15 protein-coding genes and 4 pseudogenes are annotated in these 18,068 nt (G+C 68.2%); 1 reads left to right on the top strand and 18 read right to left on the bottom strand.

Going from position 1 to position 18,068, the window contains the following annotated elements:
• Positions 1-30: 30 nt before the first annotated feature.
• From O1A05_RS02890 to O1A05_RS02875, 4 genes and pseudogenes are all read right to left on the bottom strand, one after another.
• Entirely contained in the window at positions 31-315 is a 285-nt protein-coding gene (locus O1A05_RS02890; protein WP_442867677.1) for a DUF6112 family protein, read from the bottom strand.
• A gap of 154 nt (positions 316-469) precedes the next feature.
• Positions 470-736, bottom strand: coding sequence for a DUF6112 family protein (locus O1A05_RS02885; RefSeq protein ID WP_270106583.1), 267 nt, complete (start codon positions 734-736; stop codon positions 470-472).
• 5 nt (positions 737-741) lie between these two features.
• Positions 742-2,401: pseudogene (locus O1A05_RS02880) on the bottom strand (M23 family metallopeptidase).
• Between the two features lie 14 nt (positions 2,402-2,415).
• Positions 2,416-2,915 (bottom strand): annotated as a pseudogene (locus tag O1A05_RS02875) (hypothetical protein).
• On the opposite strand from O1A05_RS02875, the gene O1A05_RS02870 reads away from it, so the two are divergent.
• Positions 2,877-3,041: a hypothetical protein gene (locus O1A05_RS02870; protein WP_270107626.1), complete on the top strand. Its 165-nt coding sequence runs from the start codon at positions 2,877-2,879 to the stop codon at positions 3,039-3,041. The pseudogene O1A05_RS02875 and the gene O1A05_RS02870 overlap by 39 nt on opposite strands.
• Positions 3,042-3,054: 13 nt before the next feature.
• On the opposite strand, the gene O1A05_RS02865 is transcribed toward O1A05_RS02870, so the two are convergent.
• The 14 genes and pseudogenes from O1A05_RS02865 to O1A05_RS02800 all read right to left on the bottom strand — a co-directional run bounded on the left by O1A05_RS02865 (position 3,055) and on the right by O1A05_RS02800 (position 17,921).
• Positions 3,055-4,065 (bottom strand): ParB N-terminal domain-containing protein, encoded by a 1,011-nt coding sequence (locus tag O1A05_RS02865; RefSeq protein ID WP_270106582.1) that lies wholly within the window; start codon positions 4,063-4,065, stop codon positions 3,055-3,057.
• A complete protein-coding gene (locus O1A05_RS02860) occupies positions 4,062-4,994 on the bottom strand; it encodes a hypothetical protein (RefSeq protein WP_270106581.1) in 933 nt (310 codons plus the stop codon). Before O1A05_RS02860 ends, O1A05_RS02865 begins: the two co-directional genes overlap by 4 nt.
• A 95-nt stretch (positions 4,995-5,089) precedes the next feature.
• Positions 5,090-5,539, bottom strand: a complete 450-nt coding sequence (locus O1A05_RS02855; RefSeq protein WP_270106580.1) for a hypothetical protein — start codon at positions 5,537-5,539, stop codon at positions 5,090-5,092.
• A pseudogene (locus O1A05_RS02850) lies at positions 5,536-6,338 on the bottom strand (DUF2637 domain-containing protein). Before O1A05_RS02850 ends, O1A05_RS02855 begins: the two are co-directional and overlap by 4 nt.
• Positions 6,338-7,312, bottom strand: coding sequence for a bifunctional DNA primase/polymerase (locus O1A05_RS02845; RefSeq protein ID WP_270106579.1), 975 nt, complete (start codon positions 7,310-7,312; stop codon positions 6,338-6,340). Before O1A05_RS02845 ends, O1A05_RS02850 begins: the two are co-directional and overlap by 1 nt.
• Positions 7,312-8,421, bottom strand: a complete 1,110-nt coding sequence (locus O1A05_RS02840; RefSeq protein ID WP_270106578.1) for an ArdC-like ssDNA-binding domain-containing protein — start codon at positions 8,419-8,421, stop codon at positions 7,312-7,314. Before O1A05_RS02840 ends, O1A05_RS02845 begins: the two co-directional genes overlap by 1 nt.
• Before the next feature lie 235 nt (positions 8,422-8,656).
• A pseudogene (locus O1A05_RS02835) lies at positions 8,657-9,554 on the bottom strand (helix-turn-helix transcriptional regulator).
• Positions 9,555-9,807: 253 nt separating this feature from the next.
• Positions 9,808-10,125, bottom strand: a complete 318-nt coding sequence (locus O1A05_RS02830) for a metal-sensitive transcriptional regulator (protein ID WP_270106577.1) — start codon at positions 10,123-10,125, stop codon at positions 9,808-9,810.
• 58 nt (positions 10,126-10,183) lie between these two features.
• Positions 10,184-12,322: a heavy metal translocating P-type ATPase gene (locus O1A05_RS02825; protein ID WP_270106576.1), complete on the bottom strand. Its 2,139-nt coding sequence runs from the start codon at positions 12,320-12,322 to the stop codon at positions 10,184-10,186.
• 168 nt (positions 12,323-12,490) lie between these two features.
• Positions 12,491-12,757 (bottom strand): hypothetical protein, encoded by a 267-nt coding sequence (locus O1A05_RS02820; RefSeq protein WP_270106575.1) that lies wholly within the window; start codon positions 12,755-12,757, stop codon positions 12,491-12,493.
• 39 nt (positions 12,758-12,796) lie between these two features.
• On the bottom strand, positions 12,797-15,127 hold the full coding sequence (locus O1A05_RS02815) for a heavy metal translocating P-type ATPase (protein ID WP_270106574.1): 2,331 nt from the start codon (positions 15,125-15,127) through the stop codon (positions 12,797-12,799).
• Positions 15,117-16,091, bottom strand: coding sequence for a heavy-metal-associated domain-containing protein (locus tag O1A05_RS02810; RefSeq protein WP_270106573.1), 975 nt, complete (start codon positions 16,089-16,091; stop codon positions 15,117-15,119). Before O1A05_RS02810 ends, O1A05_RS02815 begins: the two co-directional genes overlap by 11 nt.
• Position 16,092: 1 nt before the next feature.
• Positions 16,093-16,308 (bottom strand): heavy-metal-associated domain-containing protein, encoded by a 216-nt coding sequence (locus O1A05_RS02805; RefSeq protein ID WP_270106572.1) that lies wholly within the window; start codon positions 16,306-16,308, stop codon positions 16,093-16,095.
• A 59-nt stretch (positions 16,309-16,367) separates the two neighbouring features.
• Entirely contained in the window at positions 16,368-17,921 is a 1,554-nt protein-coding gene (locus tag O1A05_RS02800; RefSeq protein ID WP_067162163.1) for an MFS transporter, read from the bottom strand.
• Positions 17,922-18,068: the final 147 nt, after the last annotated feature.

The raw sequence follows: 18,068 nt of genomic DNA, 5'->3' as shown, positions 1-18,068 counted from the left end.
TAACGCAGAGTCGAAGGTTGGTGGGTGGACTCAGACCTGCTGGCCGACGTCCCAGAAGAAGTTGATGAGCGTCACGGACGCCCCGCAGATCACGGCGGCGCCGCAGCTCACGAGGACGCCGATCTTCCCCCTGCCAGCCAGGTGCGGGTTGCTGCTGTTGGCACCGAAGCCCCACACGATCGCGGAGATGACCAGCGCCAAGACGCTGAGGATGAGGCCGATCGTCATCACGGCGCCGACGATGGTGCGGAGCTGGGTGATGCCGGGTAGGCCGGAATCATTCGGGTTGATGTCGATGTTGGCCGGCAGCACCATCGGCAAGGCGGTGGCGGTGGTTTCGGTCAGCAGGCTCAGGACGGTCATGATGGGGTGCTCCTTTGGGGCGTCGGCGAGATAGGGGTTCTCGTCGATCAGGTGCACCGTCCGTCCCAAGCCATGAGGGCATCGAGAGGTCTGCCGGGGGCGTGGTTCAGAGTTGCTGGCCGAGGTCGATCAGCCAGTTCAGCCAAGCCACGCCGCCGCCGGCCAGGACTGCGGCCCCCAGTGCGGTCCACGCACCGATCCTTGCTTTGGTGGCGGCGGCGTGGTGGCTGTTCGCGGTCGACAGTGCCCACACGATCGCGCAGATGATCAGCATCAGCACCGCGATGATGAGCACGAACGTCAGCAGCGTGCCGACCACCTCACGCAGATCACCGATGCCTTCCAGGCCCTCGAAGTCGGGGAACACATCCATGCCGATCAGCTCCCGGCCCGCACGGTGACGTGCAGGTGATCGAAGTGTCCACCGGTCACGTCGTCGGGGTCGTGCATGCCGCCGCCGGTGTAAGGGCGCCAGCCCTCGTCGTCGCGGGCGGCCGACCAGATGAGGCCGTCCCAGATCAGGTACTCCACGCCCAGGGCTTCGGCGTGGTCCTGCATCCAGTTCGTGACCTCCCAGCCGAGTTCGCGCTGCTCCGGGGTCGGGTGCTCGCCGATGGCGTTGCCGAACGTCCCGTCACAGGCACGCCCGAGGGGGTGTTCGGAAACGGTGCCGGGCCGAGGCGAGTAGCAGGCCCACGAGGTGTCGGGGAACGCGGCGATGATCTGGGTATAGAGGTGCAGCATTCGTGCGGTGATCTGCCCATCCGAGGTCGGGTCATCCACCATGCGGTCGGGGTCGCCGTCGATAGGGTCCGGATCACCGCCGGGTGTCTCGGTGTCGCAGTCGCCGCCCGGTGCGCCGGTCTCGGGTTCGGGGAGGTCGGCGGCGTCGTGGGTATTCAGCCAGGCCGCGGGGTCGGTGTGCTCACCGTTCGTGCCGCCGAGGCGGACCTCGAAATGCAGATGCGGCCCCGTGGAGTTGCCGGAGCTGCCGGTGTCGCCGATGTGTTGCCCGGCCGCCACGGTCTCGCCTGTTTGGACGTGGATACCGTGCTCCCACATGTGCGCATACGCCGTCGCGACCGTGGCGCCGTCGATCTGATGCTCGATGACGATGAGGCCGCCGTAGCCACCGGAGAACTCCGCGACCGTCACGGTCCCGTCCGCGGCTGCGAGGAGGGGTGTGCCGTCGGGTGCGGCGAAGTCGGTGCCGGTGTGGAAGGAGTCCTCACCGGTGATGGGGTGGATGCGTGGCCCGTACTCGCTGGTGAGCACCGAGGTGCCTTCGGGCATCGGGAACACCACCCGCGACGACCCCGCCGCCGACGGTTGTGCAGCCGGGACCACGGCATCGCCGGTGGCCGCGCCCGTGTCGGCCGTTGTGGTGGTCAGCGTCGTGAGGATGGTGTCGGCGACGGGCTCATAGTTGCGGTACCGGTCCGGATACGCGCTGACTTCGACGGCTTGGGCGGCCTCGCCCTTGTCCATCTCCTCCCACCCGGGGATGTCCAAGAGTCCCCGCGGGCTTGGATGGTTGGGTCCGGTGGGTCCGCCGAAGAACGCCTCGGCTTGGTAGACGGGGTCCATCAGCTCGACGACCGTGCCCCAGCCAGACTGGGGGCGCATCTGAAACAGGCCCAGGCTGTCGTGGTCGGAGCCGTCCCCGTCGTTGAGGTAGTCCGCGGACTCGGGGTAGGCGCTGGTGTTGGAGAGCATCCGCAGAGTGCTCTCGGTCAGCGCCGCCATCAACGCGATCTGAAGGCCGTCGCGGGTGACCCCGTCGATCTGGCTGCCGGTCTCGATGATCGTGGCCGCATGGGTGAGCTGGGCCCGGTTCAGCGTGAACGTCTCGCCGTTCGCCGTGGTGACCTCCAACTCGTCAGGAACGTCGCCGACGGTGACGTTCGAGCCGCCGGGGGACAGTGCAGGAGCCGGTGGCGCTCAGGGCGGGGTTCATCACCACCCCGATCCCGATGAGCACCAGCGAGGGTGCGAGGAAGACCACGGCCAGGGCGGCGATGGCGAGCTTTCTCAACACAACATGTCACCGCCCTACTGGAGGGGTTTGTCGAGCTGGGACAGCCGCAGCAGGTGACAGGTCTCGTAGGTCGGGCCGCAGACCACGAACACCGTGAACGCCACCGCGTGCTCGGAGGTCGCCTGCTCGTCGTTCCACAGCCCGGTGCGGTGGCGGGTGCCCTCGATCGTGACCGCGACCGTGCCCTCGGCGAGCTGGCCGGGCTGGGCCTGCTCGACCGCGGTCTCCCACGCGTCTGGGACGAACGTGTTCTGGATGGTGAGGTGCTGGGTGGTGGCGTACTGACGCAGCTCCAGCCAGGCATCCCGGGACGGGAGGTAGGCGGCGATGTCGGAGGCCAGGCCCGCCTGCTCTTGACCGGTGGGGTCGCCGATATCGAGGACCACGCTGGTGTAGTCCAGGGGCATGAACCCGCTGGCGGTGTCCCACTCGAACAGTACGGTGGCGACGTTGCGGGCCCGGCAGGGTCGTGGTCGTGGCTCGGTGGGCCGACGAGGAGGCCGTAGACGCCCACACCGGCCAGCACGAGGACGACGACCGCCGCGGAGAAGACGGTGATGAGCCTGCGGCGGGTGCGGGGATCGGAGAGGTCGGGAGTCTTCATGCCCCCCAGGTGCACGCCCGCACCCAAGCGCTGTAGGGGAAGACTGCGGTCAGAGGGCGCGTAGATGGGCGCGGGCAGGCACCGGTTCGTCGTCGGCGGTGTCGCGGTAGCGCAGGCCGCCGAGCTCCTCGGCGAACCGGCTGGTGCCCTCGGCGGTAGCCAGGAACGACTCGATCTGTTCATCGGTCAGCTCGGCTGCGAGGTGCGCGGCGTCGTAGTGGATCCACCATTGGTCCAGCTCGCCCCAGGTCAGAACGAACGCCCGCACCGGGTACTGCGCGGGCTCGCCCTCGTCGTCGGTGACTGGCCGGGGCCGGGGCGTGCGGGTCTTCTTGGTGCCCTTGGCGCGGGCGAGGGCGTCGGCGGCGAGCTGATGCAGGTCGGTCTCACGTTCGGCCTGCGCGCTCTGGGCGGCGGCGCGGATCGCCTCGAAGATCGGATGCACCGGGGCGCCGGCGTCGATGTGCTCCAGCTCAGCGCTCACCTGTGCCCGGAGTTCAGCGGGTTGGGCGGGGTCTTCGGCGATCTTCTGGAGGTAGCCGATCTTCTCCAGCGTCGTGTGCGAGGCGCCGCCGAGGATCATCGCTGCTGCCTGTTGACGTGCCTCGCCCAAGGCTCCTGACGGTCCCGCAAAATTTGCGGGACCGTCAGCGCCGGGTTGGTTCTGGGAACTGAACTGGGTTGCTGCCTTCCTGCGCTCGGCGTCCTCGGCCATCAACACCCGAAGCTCGCGGTAGAGGGCGGCGGCCTCGGTCTGAGTCAGAGGCTTGTGGAGCACGTTGTCGTCCTGCTCGGCCAGCAGGTGCCCGAGGCGGTCGGAGATACCGGAACGGACCCAGACGTTGACCTTGCGCCAACCGAGCTTCTTGATCGCCGCCAACCGTCTGGCCCCGCACACCAGCACCCCGTCGGGGGTGATGGTGATCGGCTGCAACAGCCCGTCCCGCTCGATCGAGGCAGCGAGCTCGTCGATGTCGCCGAACGCGGTCCGGTGCCGACGCCCGACCCGGATCGAGTCGACGGTGCGCTCCAGCTCGATGTACCCCGACGGCGCGCTCACGACCGATCACCACTCGGGGCGTCGTGGTGGCCCGGGGCGGCCAGGGAGATGGTCAGGATGAGGTCGTCATCGCGCAGCAGCACCGGCAGGGTCTCACCGATCAGCAGCCGCAGCAGCAGACCCCGCCCCGCGGTCGTGGCGGCATACGCGGGATGCGGGTGGCCCAACAAGGCGCGCAGCAGCGCGGTCCACGAGGAACGCGGGATGTCCAGCAGGGCGCGGGCGTGCTTGTCCCGCCGCAACGCCTCGTACGCAGCCTGGCGGGTGCCGGTCTTGGTCAGCGCCCCGCAGACATGCTCCACCCCAGCCCTGGCGGTGGCCGGGTCCCAGCCCAACAGCGTGAACAGCGCGATGGCGTCCTCGGCCGCCGACCCCGCGGACATGCACGCCCGATCCGACCCGCGCCCACCACCATCAGAGCCCGACCCGGCAGCGTCCGTCTCCACTCCCGTGTCGTCTTCGTGGTTGTGGGGGTCGGTGATGTGGAAGGCCGGGTGATAGTCGGTCAGCGGGTTCTCGCGGTCGGAGAACCGCTCCGGGTCATGGAACGCCGAGACGTGCGGGCGCCTCGCTTGGTGCACCGAGCAGAGCAGCCCTTGGGCGCGTTCCTCGAAGATGCAGGTGATCCGCACCGCGTGCGTGATCACCGCCCACGGGTCGCGTGCCTCGCGGGCGGCGCGGGTGATCATCACCTTGAACGCCGCCGACGCGGCCTCCCACGGGTCCAGGCCGTGCTTGCGGGCGAGGGGTTCGTACTTGGTCGCGGTGTGGGCCATCAGCTCCGCGGCCACCGGATCATGGCTCCACGAGCCTGACCCCGCGGCGTGGAGCCGGTGCAGCAGGGCGCGCAGCCCTTCGCTGGTGGTGAAGTCCTCACCGCCCTGGCCATCGGGAGTCTGTCGGTCGTGCAGGTTGGTGGTCGTCGTCATGGTCTGGCACCTCCTGGCCGGTAGGTGCACACGCATCCCCACACCACCGGCAGCGACGGCGACAGCGACGTGATGGCGGGGGTGCGCATGTCAGGTCACCCCAGCCCGATCCCCGAACGAGACACCCACGACTGGTGCCGGCTGCCACGGCCGAACTCCGAGACATCCGGCAGCCGCCGCGCCCGCTCACTGATCGCCTGCGCGGCCTTGCCGAGACCGCGGCCGCTGGCCTGCGTGATGTGGCCGGTGAGCTGGCGGGTGCGGCGGGCGAGTTCGACCTCGAAGTCGATACCCCGCCCCGCGACTGTCGCGGACTGGCGGGCGAGCAGATCGGTGGGCCGCACCCACTCCACACCCCGCGCCCGCCGCGCGTCATCCGCGATCGTGGTCTTGTCGGGACGGTTGCGGTGGGCGGTCTTTGCGGCCTGCACCGCTTCCGGCGTCCCCGCCTTCTCCGGGCCCTCTTGGACAGCGTGGTCCGTGATCGGCTCGGGTGCGCTCTGCCGGCGCTCGTGCTGATGGCGGGCACGAATGGTGGTGTTCATGGTGTCTTTGCCTCCTGGACGGTCTGCTTGTCGGGAAGGTGCGCGGGCGTGGACCAGCGGCCGACCGTGGACGGGTGCACGCCAAGTTCGCGGGCGATGCGCTTGTTCGACCACCCCTGCTCACGCAGCGTCGCGGCGCGCTCACGCCGATCCAGGCGCATGCCATCGGCTCGCGAGCGTGAGGCGGCCCTCCGCGGTGGCTCATCCGACGCGCTGTCCCCCTCAGTGGCGGGCTCCGCCGACGCCGGCGGCGCGGGGAGCAGACTCGGTTCCGGCGCGTCGACAGGCACGGACGGCTGCATCTGATACTCCACCGGCGCGACCCGGTCACGGGCGACTACGCCCGTGTCGGAGTCAGCGGTGGTCGGGAGTGGACGGGTGAGGATGACGGTCAGGTGGGTGATCGCCAGCAGGACCACCGGTGGCACCGCCGCCACACTCGCGGCGAGCACGCCGGGTACATCGGCATCGGCGGCGACCACGGCGTGGATCGCGTTGGCGGTCACCGAGACCGCCCGCCGCCGATCAGCAATGCCCACGGATACCAGGCCGACTTGTGGCCGGCGAGGGCGACGACGGCGACCGTTGCCACAACGATGATGCCGTCGACGATCAGCGGCCACGCCCACGCCTGCCCGGCCCCGATCCCGCTTCGGGCGGCGAGGTCTGCCAGCGCGGTGAAGGACAGCCAGAAGGCGCCGGCGGCGATGAACACCGTCCCCGACACCGCCGTCACCACCGCCCACCGGCGCCCTGCCGTCCTGCTCACGACCGTGCTGCTCGTGATCGGTGTGGTCATCACAGACCCCGCACTGTCGACGACCCCGCCGACGGGCGGGTGTTGGTGTCGCGGTCAAACCAGCCGTCCGCGGCCACCGGCGGCTCACGCCGCCCCAGCGACGAGGTTCCGCGCCGGGCAGGCGCGGGGCGGACGGTCCGGTAAGCGGAGCGGACCGTGGTGGCGACTTCGCGGTTTCCGAGTCCGGCGTGCCCGGCGGCCGCGGTGAGCACATCGAGCGCATCCGATGCCGGGAGCCCGTTCTCTGCGAGCCGGCACGCCGCCCAGAACAGGCCACGGTTGCGCTCGCCCTCGCCACGGGCCGCGACCCACGTCGCCAGGCGCGACACATCGACACCCCGACCCAGACCCGCGGGCGTGGATTGCGGTGTGGGGCGGGGGTCGAGGAAGTCCCGCAGCCGCTGAGCGTCCAGTGTGGTGGCGGGTCCGGTGTTGACCTGCTCGACCTGGTAGGCGACCGTGGTGCCCTGGATGGAGCGGGCCGAGGGCGGGACGATGATGTAGCCGCCATCGCCGCGGAAGTCGATCCCCGCACGCGCCGCCTGCCAGGACCGCTGCTCTGTGCAGGGTGTCGCCGGGTAGTAGGCGTGCATCCCGCCGGTGGGTGTGCGCACCAGCAGCTCCCACCCCTCCGCCAGCCCGGCGCGGATGGCGCGGTCGAAACTGGTCCGGCCGTCGACCGGGCCGTGCACGTCGACCGGGCCGTGCACGTCGACGTCCACCACGACCGCGCCCGAGGCGGCGCCGGTCGGGACGCCGATGTTCGCGCCGGGCGACTGCCGCCACCACTCCTCGACCTGATCCAGGTCCGTGGTGGCGTCATGGAAGCCGTGTCCGGTGGCCGGCCGCTTCCCAAACGCCACACAGGGGAAGACCGGCACCCCCGCGGACGCGAGCTCCCGCGCGGCCGCCGACAACGGCCATGCCGCGTTCATTCGCAGCAGGATCGAGGAGACGGCGCCGTGCTTGGTCATCACAGCCCCCGGCCCTGAACCGTCGACACCGGCACGGGCCGTGCGACCGGCTCAAGCGTTGGAGCGGACCGCCGCGGTGAAGCCGGCACCGGAGCCGTCTGTGCGGATACCTCGCGCTGGGCCGTCTCCCGGTTCAAACCCGGTGGGGTGCCATCGGCGACCTGGGGCGTGTCGAGCTGGTCCAGGATCGTCAGTGCTGTCTTGCGGACCCGCTCCCCGGTGGCCTTGACCACTTCCACCGGCTCTTTCCCGTCGACGCGGGCGGCCCAGGTGGAGACGTACGGGATCGTGTAACCGCTCGTGTCCATCCCGTGAGCGGCACCGACCATCAGCGCCACGGACTCGGCTTCGACTTCTCCGATGCCGCGATGCTGACGGGCCTCCTCGGCGTCGGGACCGTGCAGGAGCACGTGGCCGAGTTCGTGCGCGAGGGTCTTGACCTGCGCGGCCGGGTCCATGTTCTCCCGCACCGCCACGGTGTTCGCGGTGTAGTCGGTCATCCCGTTGGCGCCGTGGATCATCCCCTCGTGCGGCACGCGCAGCACCGAGAACCCGGCCGCCTCGATCTGCGCGGCCAGCCCGTCCCACAACCCTGTCGGGGCCTGGCCTTCCAGCAGCTTCGGTGCCGGTGGTTCGGGGATCGGATCACCCTGCGTCTGGGAGGCGTCCCACACGTAGGCGGGGCGGACGCCGACCATCCGCGTGCGCACGACCTCACCGGCACGGGGCTTCTCGCCCTTGCTCAGGCGCCGCCAGGACTCCGCATCAGCCGGGGTGGCGGTGGCGAAGCGTCCGGTGACCGGGGCGAGTATCTGATACCCCGGTTGGCCCTTCTGCACCTGCCTACCGAGGCCCTGCCACTGCCGATACCCGGCCACATACGACGGGAACGGGTCGGGCACCAGGCCGGCCTCGAAGGCGCCCTGGTGCTGTTCCCAGATGAGCAGTGTGTTGGAGAACGATCTGGTCCTGAACCGTGCCGCGAACGCGAGCGCGCGCGCCCAGTCCTCACCGGAGACGAGCTGTTCGACCGCGCCGGCCAGGCGCTTGTGCAGCTCATCGAGCTTCGCCTCCCGTGCGGCTTTGGCTTGCTCCCATGTCGTGGCCATCGTGGTGTCCTCCCGCTACCCTGAGCACCGGACCGAACTGGGCCTCGGTGACCATCAGGTGCGCCGGGATCACCAGCAATGACGAGACGGACAACGGACGATGTGACCGTCAGGCACGGCGGTGAACCCAACGAGTCCCCACCGGACTACCAGCCCACGGCCCGAGGCAGGTTCCGGAGCGGTCGATGATGCGGATGTACGTATCGCGAATGCGGCCATCTGTATCGTCAGCCGATTAGGCCGCAGCCCGTTCTCGGACCAGTTCGCGGTAGCGAGCCGGGGTGACTCCGACCGCTTGGCGGAACAGTCGGGCGGCGTGGCCGCGGCTATGCCAACCGACATTGCGCATCGCGGTCTCGACCGGCAGTTCAGTCTCCCGCAACAATCGGGCGAGGTGTTCGGCACGCACGGTCATCAGGTACGCCATCGGCGACTTTCCGTAGGCATCGACGAACACGCGCCCCAGCTGAGATGGAGACAGGTGCACCGCCTCCGCAAGCGCACCGAGCGTCCACCGTTCCGCCGGCGGCCCCGCGCAGAAGCTCAACCACTGCGCGCGCCTCAGCCCGCAGCGGCATGAGCCGACGCAGATGTGGCGGACCAGGGTGGGTGGCCCTGCGTTGGGTCAGTGACCGTCGCACCGGTGTGGTCTTCACGTAGGGCGCGATCACATCCAGGACCGCGAACAGCAGCGCTTGCATCCGGTAGAACCGTTCCGGTGACGGGCCGTCGAGGCTGAGCGCCACCAGCTCGTCGAGCCACGGCATTAACATCCCCGCGCGGTCCTCGCCAAGGCGGAGCACCTGCGCCGGTTCGGAGTACAGCTCCTCGGCAAAGTCCTGCGCATCGAGCCGATCAGCCAACAGGGCCGCGTGTTGCCAGAAGACCTGATCGACAACGTAATCCCGGTCGAGGTAGAGCGTGGTAACCGTGATCGAGCCTTCAGGCTCACTCCCGCATAGTGTGTTCGCGCCGAGTGCCACGACGTCACCGACTGCAACGGTTCTCTCGCCGAACTCGCTGAGCAGGATTGCCGATCCGTGGCGGACGAAGACCAACTTCACACAGTCGTAGGCCAGCGGTGGGATCGGTGCGTAGATGCTCTGACCACGAGCAAGGATTGGCCCACGCATCGTCTTCGTGTCGCGCCGCACTCGCTTCCGCGACGGTCAGCGGCGCGCGACCGCGCAGCGTCCTTCCTCGCATTGTGCTCTCCAGTGTTCCGCGTGGCTCGTGCGAAGGTCGCTCATCGATCATCCGTCTCGCGAGCGAACCGGACGGTGACGAGCCAGCGCATCGCCTGGCAGCACCGATGGGCCGACAACTCGATGTCACGAACGGCGAGAGAGGGTGTGAGGGTGCGTAGGAGGTCGAGCATCGCGAGCCCTAGGACTTCACGAGGCGCGCGATGGCGTCAGAGGCTTCCTTGATCTTGGCCTCGGCGCGTCCGTCGCCGTCGCGGATCGCTGCGGTGACGCAGTGCTTGAGATGGTCGTCGAGGAGCCCCAGGGCTACGTTCTCCAAGGCCGCGGTGACCGCGCTGATCTGGGTGAGTATGTCGATGCAGTAGGCGTCCTCGTCGACCATGCGGTGGATGCCGCGGGCCTGTCCCTCGATGCGCTTGAGGCGAGCGAGGTAGCGGTCCTTGTCGCTGATGTAGCCGTGCCCGGTCGGGGACGGTGGCGTCGGGGTGGTGGTCGTCATCGTGGTGCTCCTTTCCATGTCTACTTGGGGCGATGCTCGGTCACCTTTGACCGGCTGGTCATGGCGCCGGTGTGCGGTCGAGGATCTTGGCGGTGCTGGCGGCCGGGGTGAGATCGAGACGTCGCAACAGCTGGGCGTTGAGGGCGACGACGACGGTGGACGCGGACATGAGGATCGCGCCGATGCTCATCGGCAGCACGAACCCGATGGGCGCCAGGACGCCTGCGGCCAGCGGCACGGAGATGAGGTTGTAGCCGGCGGCCCACCACAGGTTCTGCTTCATCTTGCGGTAGCTCGCTCGGGAGAGATCGATGACGGAGAGCACAGAGCGGGGGTCGGAGGAGGCGAGGATGACGCCCGCCGAGCCGATCGCGACATCAGTGCCGGCGCCGATCGCGATGCCGACATCGGCCTGGGCGAGGGCGGGGGCATCGTTGACGCCGTCGCCGACCATCGCGACCTTCCTGCCCTCATCCTGCAGCTCTTTGACCTTGGCGGCCTTGTCCTCGGGTCGGACTCCGGCGAAGACCCGGTCGATGCCGAGCTCGGCAGCGACGGTGTCGGCGACGGCCTGGGCGTCGCCGGTGATCATCACGACCTGCGCCCCGGCAGCGTGGAGGGCATCGACGGCGTCCTTGGACTCGGGCCGGATCTCATCAGCCAATCGCAGGGCGCCGATGACCTCACCGTCGGCGAGGACGTGCAGGATGATTGCCCCCTCCGCCCGCCAGGTGTCGGCGACGGGCAATTCATCGAGTCCGTGCTGTTCGAGTAGGTAGGGGCCCCCGACCTCGATCACCGTGGCCTTGACGGTCGCCTTGACTCCGACGGCCGGCGAGGAGGAGAAGTCACGAGCTTGAGGGACGTCGAGGTCGCGTTCCTTCGCGGTGCCGGTGATGGCGTGTGCCAGGGGGTGTTCGCTGTCGGCCTCTGCGGCGGCGGCCAATGCCAGGATCTCGTCACCCTCGCGGCCGCTGGCGGGCTCGATGGCGGTGACGGTGGGCTCGCCCTTGGTGAGGGTGCCGGTCTTGTCGAAGAGAACCGCGTCGACGGTGCGCATGGACTCCAGGGCGAGGCGGTCCTTGACGAGAACGCCGCCGCGGGCGGCTCGTTCGGTGGCGATGGAGACCACCAGCGGGATCGCCAAGCCCAGGGCGTGGGGGCAGGCGATCACCAACACGGTGATGGTGCGCACCACCGCGTCGTCGGGCAGGCCGACCAGCGCCCACACGACGGCGGTGATCGCGGCCGCGCCGAGGGCGAACCAGAACAGCCAGGCCGCGGCAGTGTCGGCGATCCGCTGCGCGCGGGACGAGGACTCCTGAGCGTCGGTAACGAGCTTCTGGATGCCGGCCAGGGCAGTGTCGTCACCGGTGGCGGTGACCTCGACCCGGAGGCTGGAGTCGGTCGCGACAGTCCCGGCGACGACGTTCTGGCCCACCTGCCGGCGGACGGTCTTGGACTCCCCGGTGACCATCGACTCATCCATCGACGCTGAACCGTCGACGATGCTCCCGTCTGCGGGGACCGCGGAGCCGGGGCGGACGATGACCACGTCACCGACGGCCAGGTCGGCGGGGGCGACCTTCACCACCTGGTCGCCGGCGATCTTCTCGGCCTCGTCGGGCAGGAGCGCGGCCAGGGAGTCCAGGGCCGAGGTGGTCTGGGCCAGGGAGCGCATCTCGATCCAGTGGCCGAGCAGCATGATGACCACCAGCAGAGCGAGTTCCCACCAGAAGTTCAGCTCATGATCCAGGATGTGCAGGGTCGCGCCCCAGGAGGCGATGAACGCGACCGTGATCGCCAGTCCGATCAGCAGCATCATGCCGGGCTTGCGGGAGCGGACCTCGCTCAGTGCACCGGTGAGGAACGGCCAGCCGCCCCAGGCGTAGACGATGGTGCCGAGGACGGGCGAGACCCACCACACCCACTCGGCATCGGGGAGGTGGTAGCCGACCAGGTGGGCGAACATCTCGTTGAACCCGACCACCGGGACTGCGAGGACGAGCATGATCCAGAACAAGCGCCGGAACTGCCCCACGTGATCACCGTGACCTGCGTGGCCTGCGTGATCGTGACCAGAATGAGCGTCGTGGTCCTCGTGCTCGTTGTGTCGGGCCTCGTCATGGTGGTGGCCATGGTGGCCGGCGTGCTCATCGGTCTCGGCTGCGCCGTGGTGGGCGTGTTTGTCGTTCATTCTCGGTCCATTCCTCCTCGTTCGGCCCGGTACTCCTCGCTGGTCAGGAGTCTGGTTGTGTCTCGTGTGCCACCGGCGGTTACTGGTGCGTCATCTCCAGGCCCCGTGGTACGGGGTCCCGCGCCTCCCGTATTGAAGAGGCGCGAGACCGTAGCCGTTGTGGTCGCGTCAGGCGGCGTTCGCATACCGGTCTGGGTCGGCGTCGAACAGCGGGCCGCAGGAAGCGCAGCACAGCCAGTACCGCTGACCGTTGTGCTCGCGGTAGAGGCCGGCCGCCTCAGCTTCGGCCTTCACGACCGGGGTTCCGGCCATGACCGGGCACTCGGCCATATCCGATGCCGGGGTCTCGGCTACGGTTTCGGCGCTGGGGGTGTGGCCGCAGCAGTTGCCACCGGAGGAGGCGTCGGTCAGGTTCAGGTTCTCGTGTGCAGTCATCGTGGATGGTGTCCTTTCTGATGGGTGGATGACGGTCGGTCAGACCTGTGCCGGCTCGTGTGCCGGTGCAGGAGTGCTGCCCGTAGGGGCTGTCTGGTCGTTAGCCTTGGCTTTGAACCTGCGTAGGCGCAGGCTGTTGGCCACCACGGAGACGCTGGAGAATGCCATGGCCGCTCCCGCGAGCATTGGGTTGAGCAGCCCGAAGGCTGCAATTGGGATGGCGGTGGTGTTGTAGCCGAAGGCCCAGAACAGGTTCTGCTTGATCGTGCGGAGCGTCTTTCGCGCCAACCGGATGGCGTCCGCGGCTGCCCGCAGGTCGCCGCGCACGAGGGTGATGTCGGCGGCTTCGATCGCCACGTCGGTGCCGGTGCCCATCGCGAGTCCGAGGTCGGCCTGGGCCAGGGCGGGGGCGTCGTTGACACCATCGCCGACCATGGCCACCACCTTGCCCTCATTCTGGAGGCGGGCGACGACATCGACCTTGTCCTTCGGTAGCACTTCGGCAATGACCTCGGTGATGCCGACTTCGGCGGCGACCTGCTCTGCCACGGTCTGGTTATCACCGGTCAGCAGCACCGGGGTCAACCCGAGTTCCTTGAACTGATCGATCGCCTCGGCGGAGGTGGGCTTGATCTGGTCGGAGACCACCAGCACGCCGCGGGCCTGCCCGTCCCAGCCGACCGCGATTGCCGTTTTGCCTTCGGACTCGGCAGCCTGCTTGGCGGTACGCAGTTCCTCATCGAGGTACATGGACCAGTCGTTGAGCAAGGCTTCGCGTCCGGCGACCACTGCGTGGCCGGCGACGACTCCCTGGACACCTTTGCCTTCGATGTTCTCGAAAGATTCCGGTGTGGGTAGCTCGCCGACCTCGCTGGTCGCACCTGTCGCGATGGCTTGGGCGATGGGGTGCTCGGAGTAGTCCTCGAGCCCGCCGGCGATGCGCAGCAGTTCGTCACGGTCGACACCGTCGGCGGTGATCGCGTCGGTCAGAGTCATCTTGCCGGTCGTGACGGTACCGGTCTTATCCAGCACGATGGTGTCAACCTTGCGGGTGGATTCCAGTACCTCGGGGCCCTTGATGAGTACTCCCATCTGCGCGCCTCGGCCGGTGCCGACCAGCAGTGCTGTCGGTGTGGCGAGCCCGAGGGCACAGGGGCAGGCGATGATCAGCACGGCGACCGTAGCGGTGAACGCCGCGCTGGCCGGGAACCCGGCACCGAGCCACGCGCCGAGTGCTGCGACAGCCACGGCGATCGCCACCGGCACGAACACCGATGACACACGGTCGGCCAGGCGTTGAATCTCGGCCTTGCCCGACTGGGCATCTTCGACGAGCTTGGCCATCTGCGCCAACTGGGTATCGGAGCCGATACGGGTCGCACGGACCACCAGCCGACCGCCGGAATTGACCGTGGCTCCGGTGACGTTGTCGCCTACGGTGACCTCGACCGGCACGGATTCTCCGGTTAGCATCGAGGCGTCGATCGCGGAGTTTCCGGAGGTGATGGTGCCATCGGTGGCGATCTTCTCGCCCGGGCGAACCACGAACTCGTCACCGACCGATAGCTCGTCGATAGAGACGCGTTCTTCCTTCCCATCGCGGAGGATCGAGACTTCTTTGGCCCCGAGCTCCAGCAGCGCACGTAGCGCCGCTCCCGCCTGGCGTTTGGAGCGCTTCTCGAAGTAGCGGCCGAGCAGGATGAACGTGATCACCCCGGCACCGACCTCCAAATAGATGTGCCCGAGCCCGTCGGAGCGGGAGATCGTCAGCTCGAAGGGATGCACCACTCCGGGTTGTCCAGCAGTGCCGAGGAACAGTGCGATGATCGACCAGATCAACGCCGAGGTCGTGCCCACCGAGATCAGGGTGTCCATCGTGGCCGCACCATGTTTCAGATTCGCCCACGCCGCCTTATGGAAAGGCCACCCGGCCCACACGACCACCGGCGCGGCAAGCACGAGGGACGCGAAGCCCCAGTAGTCGAACTGCAAGGCCGGAATCATCGCCATCGCGATGACTGGAACCGACAGGATCGCCGATCCGATGAGGCGCTGCTTGAGCACCCGGATCTCTGCATCCTCGCTCGACTCACCCTCATCGGCCGAACCGCTGGCAGTGTCCATACCCGTCACGGGGAGCTCAGCGGTGTAGCCGGTCTTCTCCACCTCGGCGATCAACAGTTCCGGGTCGTAGCCTTCAGGAGCGGTAACGCGGGCTTTCTCAGTCGCGTAGTTCACGCTGGCCTCGACCCCATCGAGCTTGTTGAGTTTCTTCTCGATCCGGTTCGCGCACGAGGCACACGTCATGCCGCCGATCTTCAGCTCTACACCGGCCAGATTCACCTCGGTACTAGCGCGCTCAGTGGTCATGGCCGTCTCCCTCTCCCTCATGCCCGTCACCGCTGTCCGTCTCGGAACTGCTCGTGCCGGTCGTAGTGTCGATGACCAGCGGCGCGGTATGCACCTGCCCATCGACCTGGAAGTCCAGGAACAGCAGGTAACGGCCCTCCGTCGGGGCTGTGGCCTCGAATACGATCTCCGGCCCCGACATGTCGCCGGCCTCAGGTGCGTCCCCGTGAGGGTGGACGTGCAGGTAGGCCAGATCCCCGTCGCGGAGGGCGACGAGGTGTCCGAACGCGCCCAGGTACGGCTCCAGTGCGGTGACCGGCTCACCGTTACGGGTAACGGTGAGCGTCAGCTCCGATGCGGAGCCGGCGACAAGGTCACCTTCGACGCTGACGTCGAAGCCGTCCACCGTGGTCGTCGCGGCCGGTTCAACCGGTACAGGAACGAGATCCCCGGCCACCTGGACGGAGGTCGAGAGCGTGATGCCCTCGCCGGTGTCGGCCGGGACGAAGTCCGCGAATACCCTGTACGAGCCCGCGGCTCCCCACTGCCAGGGAATCGTCCACGTGCCGCCGTCGTCCATCTCGGGGTGGACGTGCCGGAAGTGCTGCCCGTCAGCCCGGACGGCGATCAGGTGCAGCTCCTTCTCGTGCTCCAGGTCGAAGTCAGTGACCGGGTTGCCATCTGGGCCGGTGACAGTCAGCGCCAGCTCGCCCTCAGTCCCGGTGGCGGTCGGTGCGGTCACCGCGGTGAGCTGGTAGCCGTCCTGCGCGATGCCCAGGCCCAGCGACGATGCGCCGGCATTGTGTCCTTCATGCTCGTCGCCGTTCATGGCGTCTCCTTCCTCGTGATGCGTGGTGTCTGCGGTGTCTTGTGTCCATGCCTGCACGGTCTCCTCAGGGACGACCGCGTTCGCCGTGAATCCAGCCACGGCGAACACGGCCACGAGGACCAGCCCGTACAGACCCAGTCGCGCTGGAGCCTTCATCTCAGCTCCTGACGGCGACGTAGCCGGCCTCATCGACCGCCGCGATGACCGCGGAGTCGTCGAGAGGCTGCTCGCTGGTCACGGCCAGGCGCCCGGTCTGGGCACTGACCTCGATGCCGGTCACCCCGGCGATTTCGGAGACCTCGGACCGGATGGCGGTCTCGCAGTGTCCGCAGCTCATCCCGGTCACCTGGTACTCGGTGGTGGTTGCGCTCATCTCAGAACTCCTTCATCTGTGTACGAGTTATTCGAGACTATACCCATAGGGGGTATAGGTCAATGAGTGGATGCTTCCTCCGGACTGTCCTGCGACTGCCCGGTGGGGCGGATGTGACGCAGTCGCGTAGCGGCGATGATCGCCGCCACACCCGCGATGACCGCCGAGACGATGGCCGCAGTGTTGAGTCCGCCCGTGAATGCGGCTTGCGCGGCAGCGATGACCTGCTCGCCGAGCGCTCCCGGCAGTTCCGCAGCCGAGGCGAGCGCCCCGTCGATGCTGTCCGAGGCGGCGGCTGCCGCCTCGGGTGGCAGCCCCTCGGGGAGTCTGGACTCGATGTTGCCGCGGTAAGCGGCGATTCCGACACTGCCGATCACTGCGACACCGAGGGAGATCCCCAGGTCGTTAGCTGTGGTCGCGAGTCCTGAAGCGCCGCCGGTCTTCTCCGGCGGGACGGAGCTGACGACGAGATCGGTGGTCAGAGCCATCGATGGGGCCACGCCGGGGTAGGTGATGACGAAGCTCGCGATCACCAGCGCCAGTCCCGTGCCGGCATCCAGTTGAGTGAACAAGATGTAGCCGACCACCTGAGTGAGTAGGCCGATCGCGATCACGTTGCCGGGCCGGAACTTCCTCGCGAACACCGGCGAGAGCGTCGAGACGACGATCAGCACCGCCGCGGCCGGCAAGATCGACAGGCCCGCCTGCAACGGCGAGAGCTCCTGCACGTGCTGGAGGTACTGCGTGAACAGCGAGTACACGCCACCGAGCGCTGCAGCCGAGAGCAGGAACACCGCCAGCGCTCCTGAGACAGTGCGGTTGGCGAACAGGCGCACGTCCAGCAGCGGCCGCTCGGCACGCAGCTGGCGAAGCACGAACCACAGTCCGATCAGCAGGCCTGCGACGAGCAATCCGATCGAGGGTCCCGCCGGCTCCTGCGCGGCGAACCGCTTGATGCCATAGATGATCGCCAACAGGCCACCAACCAGCAGCAGAGCACTGAACAAGTCGATCCTCGCCGAAGGATCGCGGTGCTCTGGCACCAGCAGCGGGGCGGCGATAGCGACCAGTGCCATGATGGGCACGGCCACCAGGAAGGTTGCCTGCCAGCCAAAGCCCTCCAGTAGGACACCCGAGAGCAATGGGCCGAGGGCGACGCCCGCGGAGATTCCGCCGGCCCACACCCCGATAGCGACGCCGCGCTGCTTCGCGTCGGCGAAGAGCACGAAGATCAGCCCGATCGTCGCCGGCACCATCATTGCCGCGGCCAGCCCGAGGATGGCCCGCCAGGCGATCATCAGTTCCGGGATCGTCGTCAGCGCCGCGGCGATCGAGACGGCGGCGAACAGGATCGCGCCGATCACCATGAGCAGGCGCTTGCCGATCCGATCGCCGAGCACGCCCATCGCGACGAGGAACCCGGCCATCACGAAGCCGTAGATGTCGAGGATCCACAGCAGCTGGGTGCTCGACGGGTTTAGGTCCGCGGCCAGGTTCGGGGCGGCGAGGAACAGGATCGTGAGCATCATGAACAGCAGCGTCGAGGGGATCACCAGCACGGCGAGCCCCCACCACTGCTTGGCGCCGGCACGCGGCGCGGCGGTGTCGCTCATTGCGCACCCCCGGGGATGTGTGTCGTGGACATGGTCGTCATCTCCTCTCTGCCGGTCCCGCCTCGCCCTCCGAGCCGGAACTCGATCATCGGTGTACGAGTTGTAACGGCTACACTATCTCATACATTCCAGTACGACTTGTGAGGT

The organism is Citricoccus sp. NR2 (genome assembly GCF_027594385.1).
Classification (GTDB): Bacteria; Actinomycetota; Actinomycetes; order Actinomycetales; family Micrococcaceae; genus CmP2.
The sequence above is the reverse complement of the archived record's forward strand: the minus strand, read 5'-3'. Positions and strand labels throughout refer to the sequence as shown.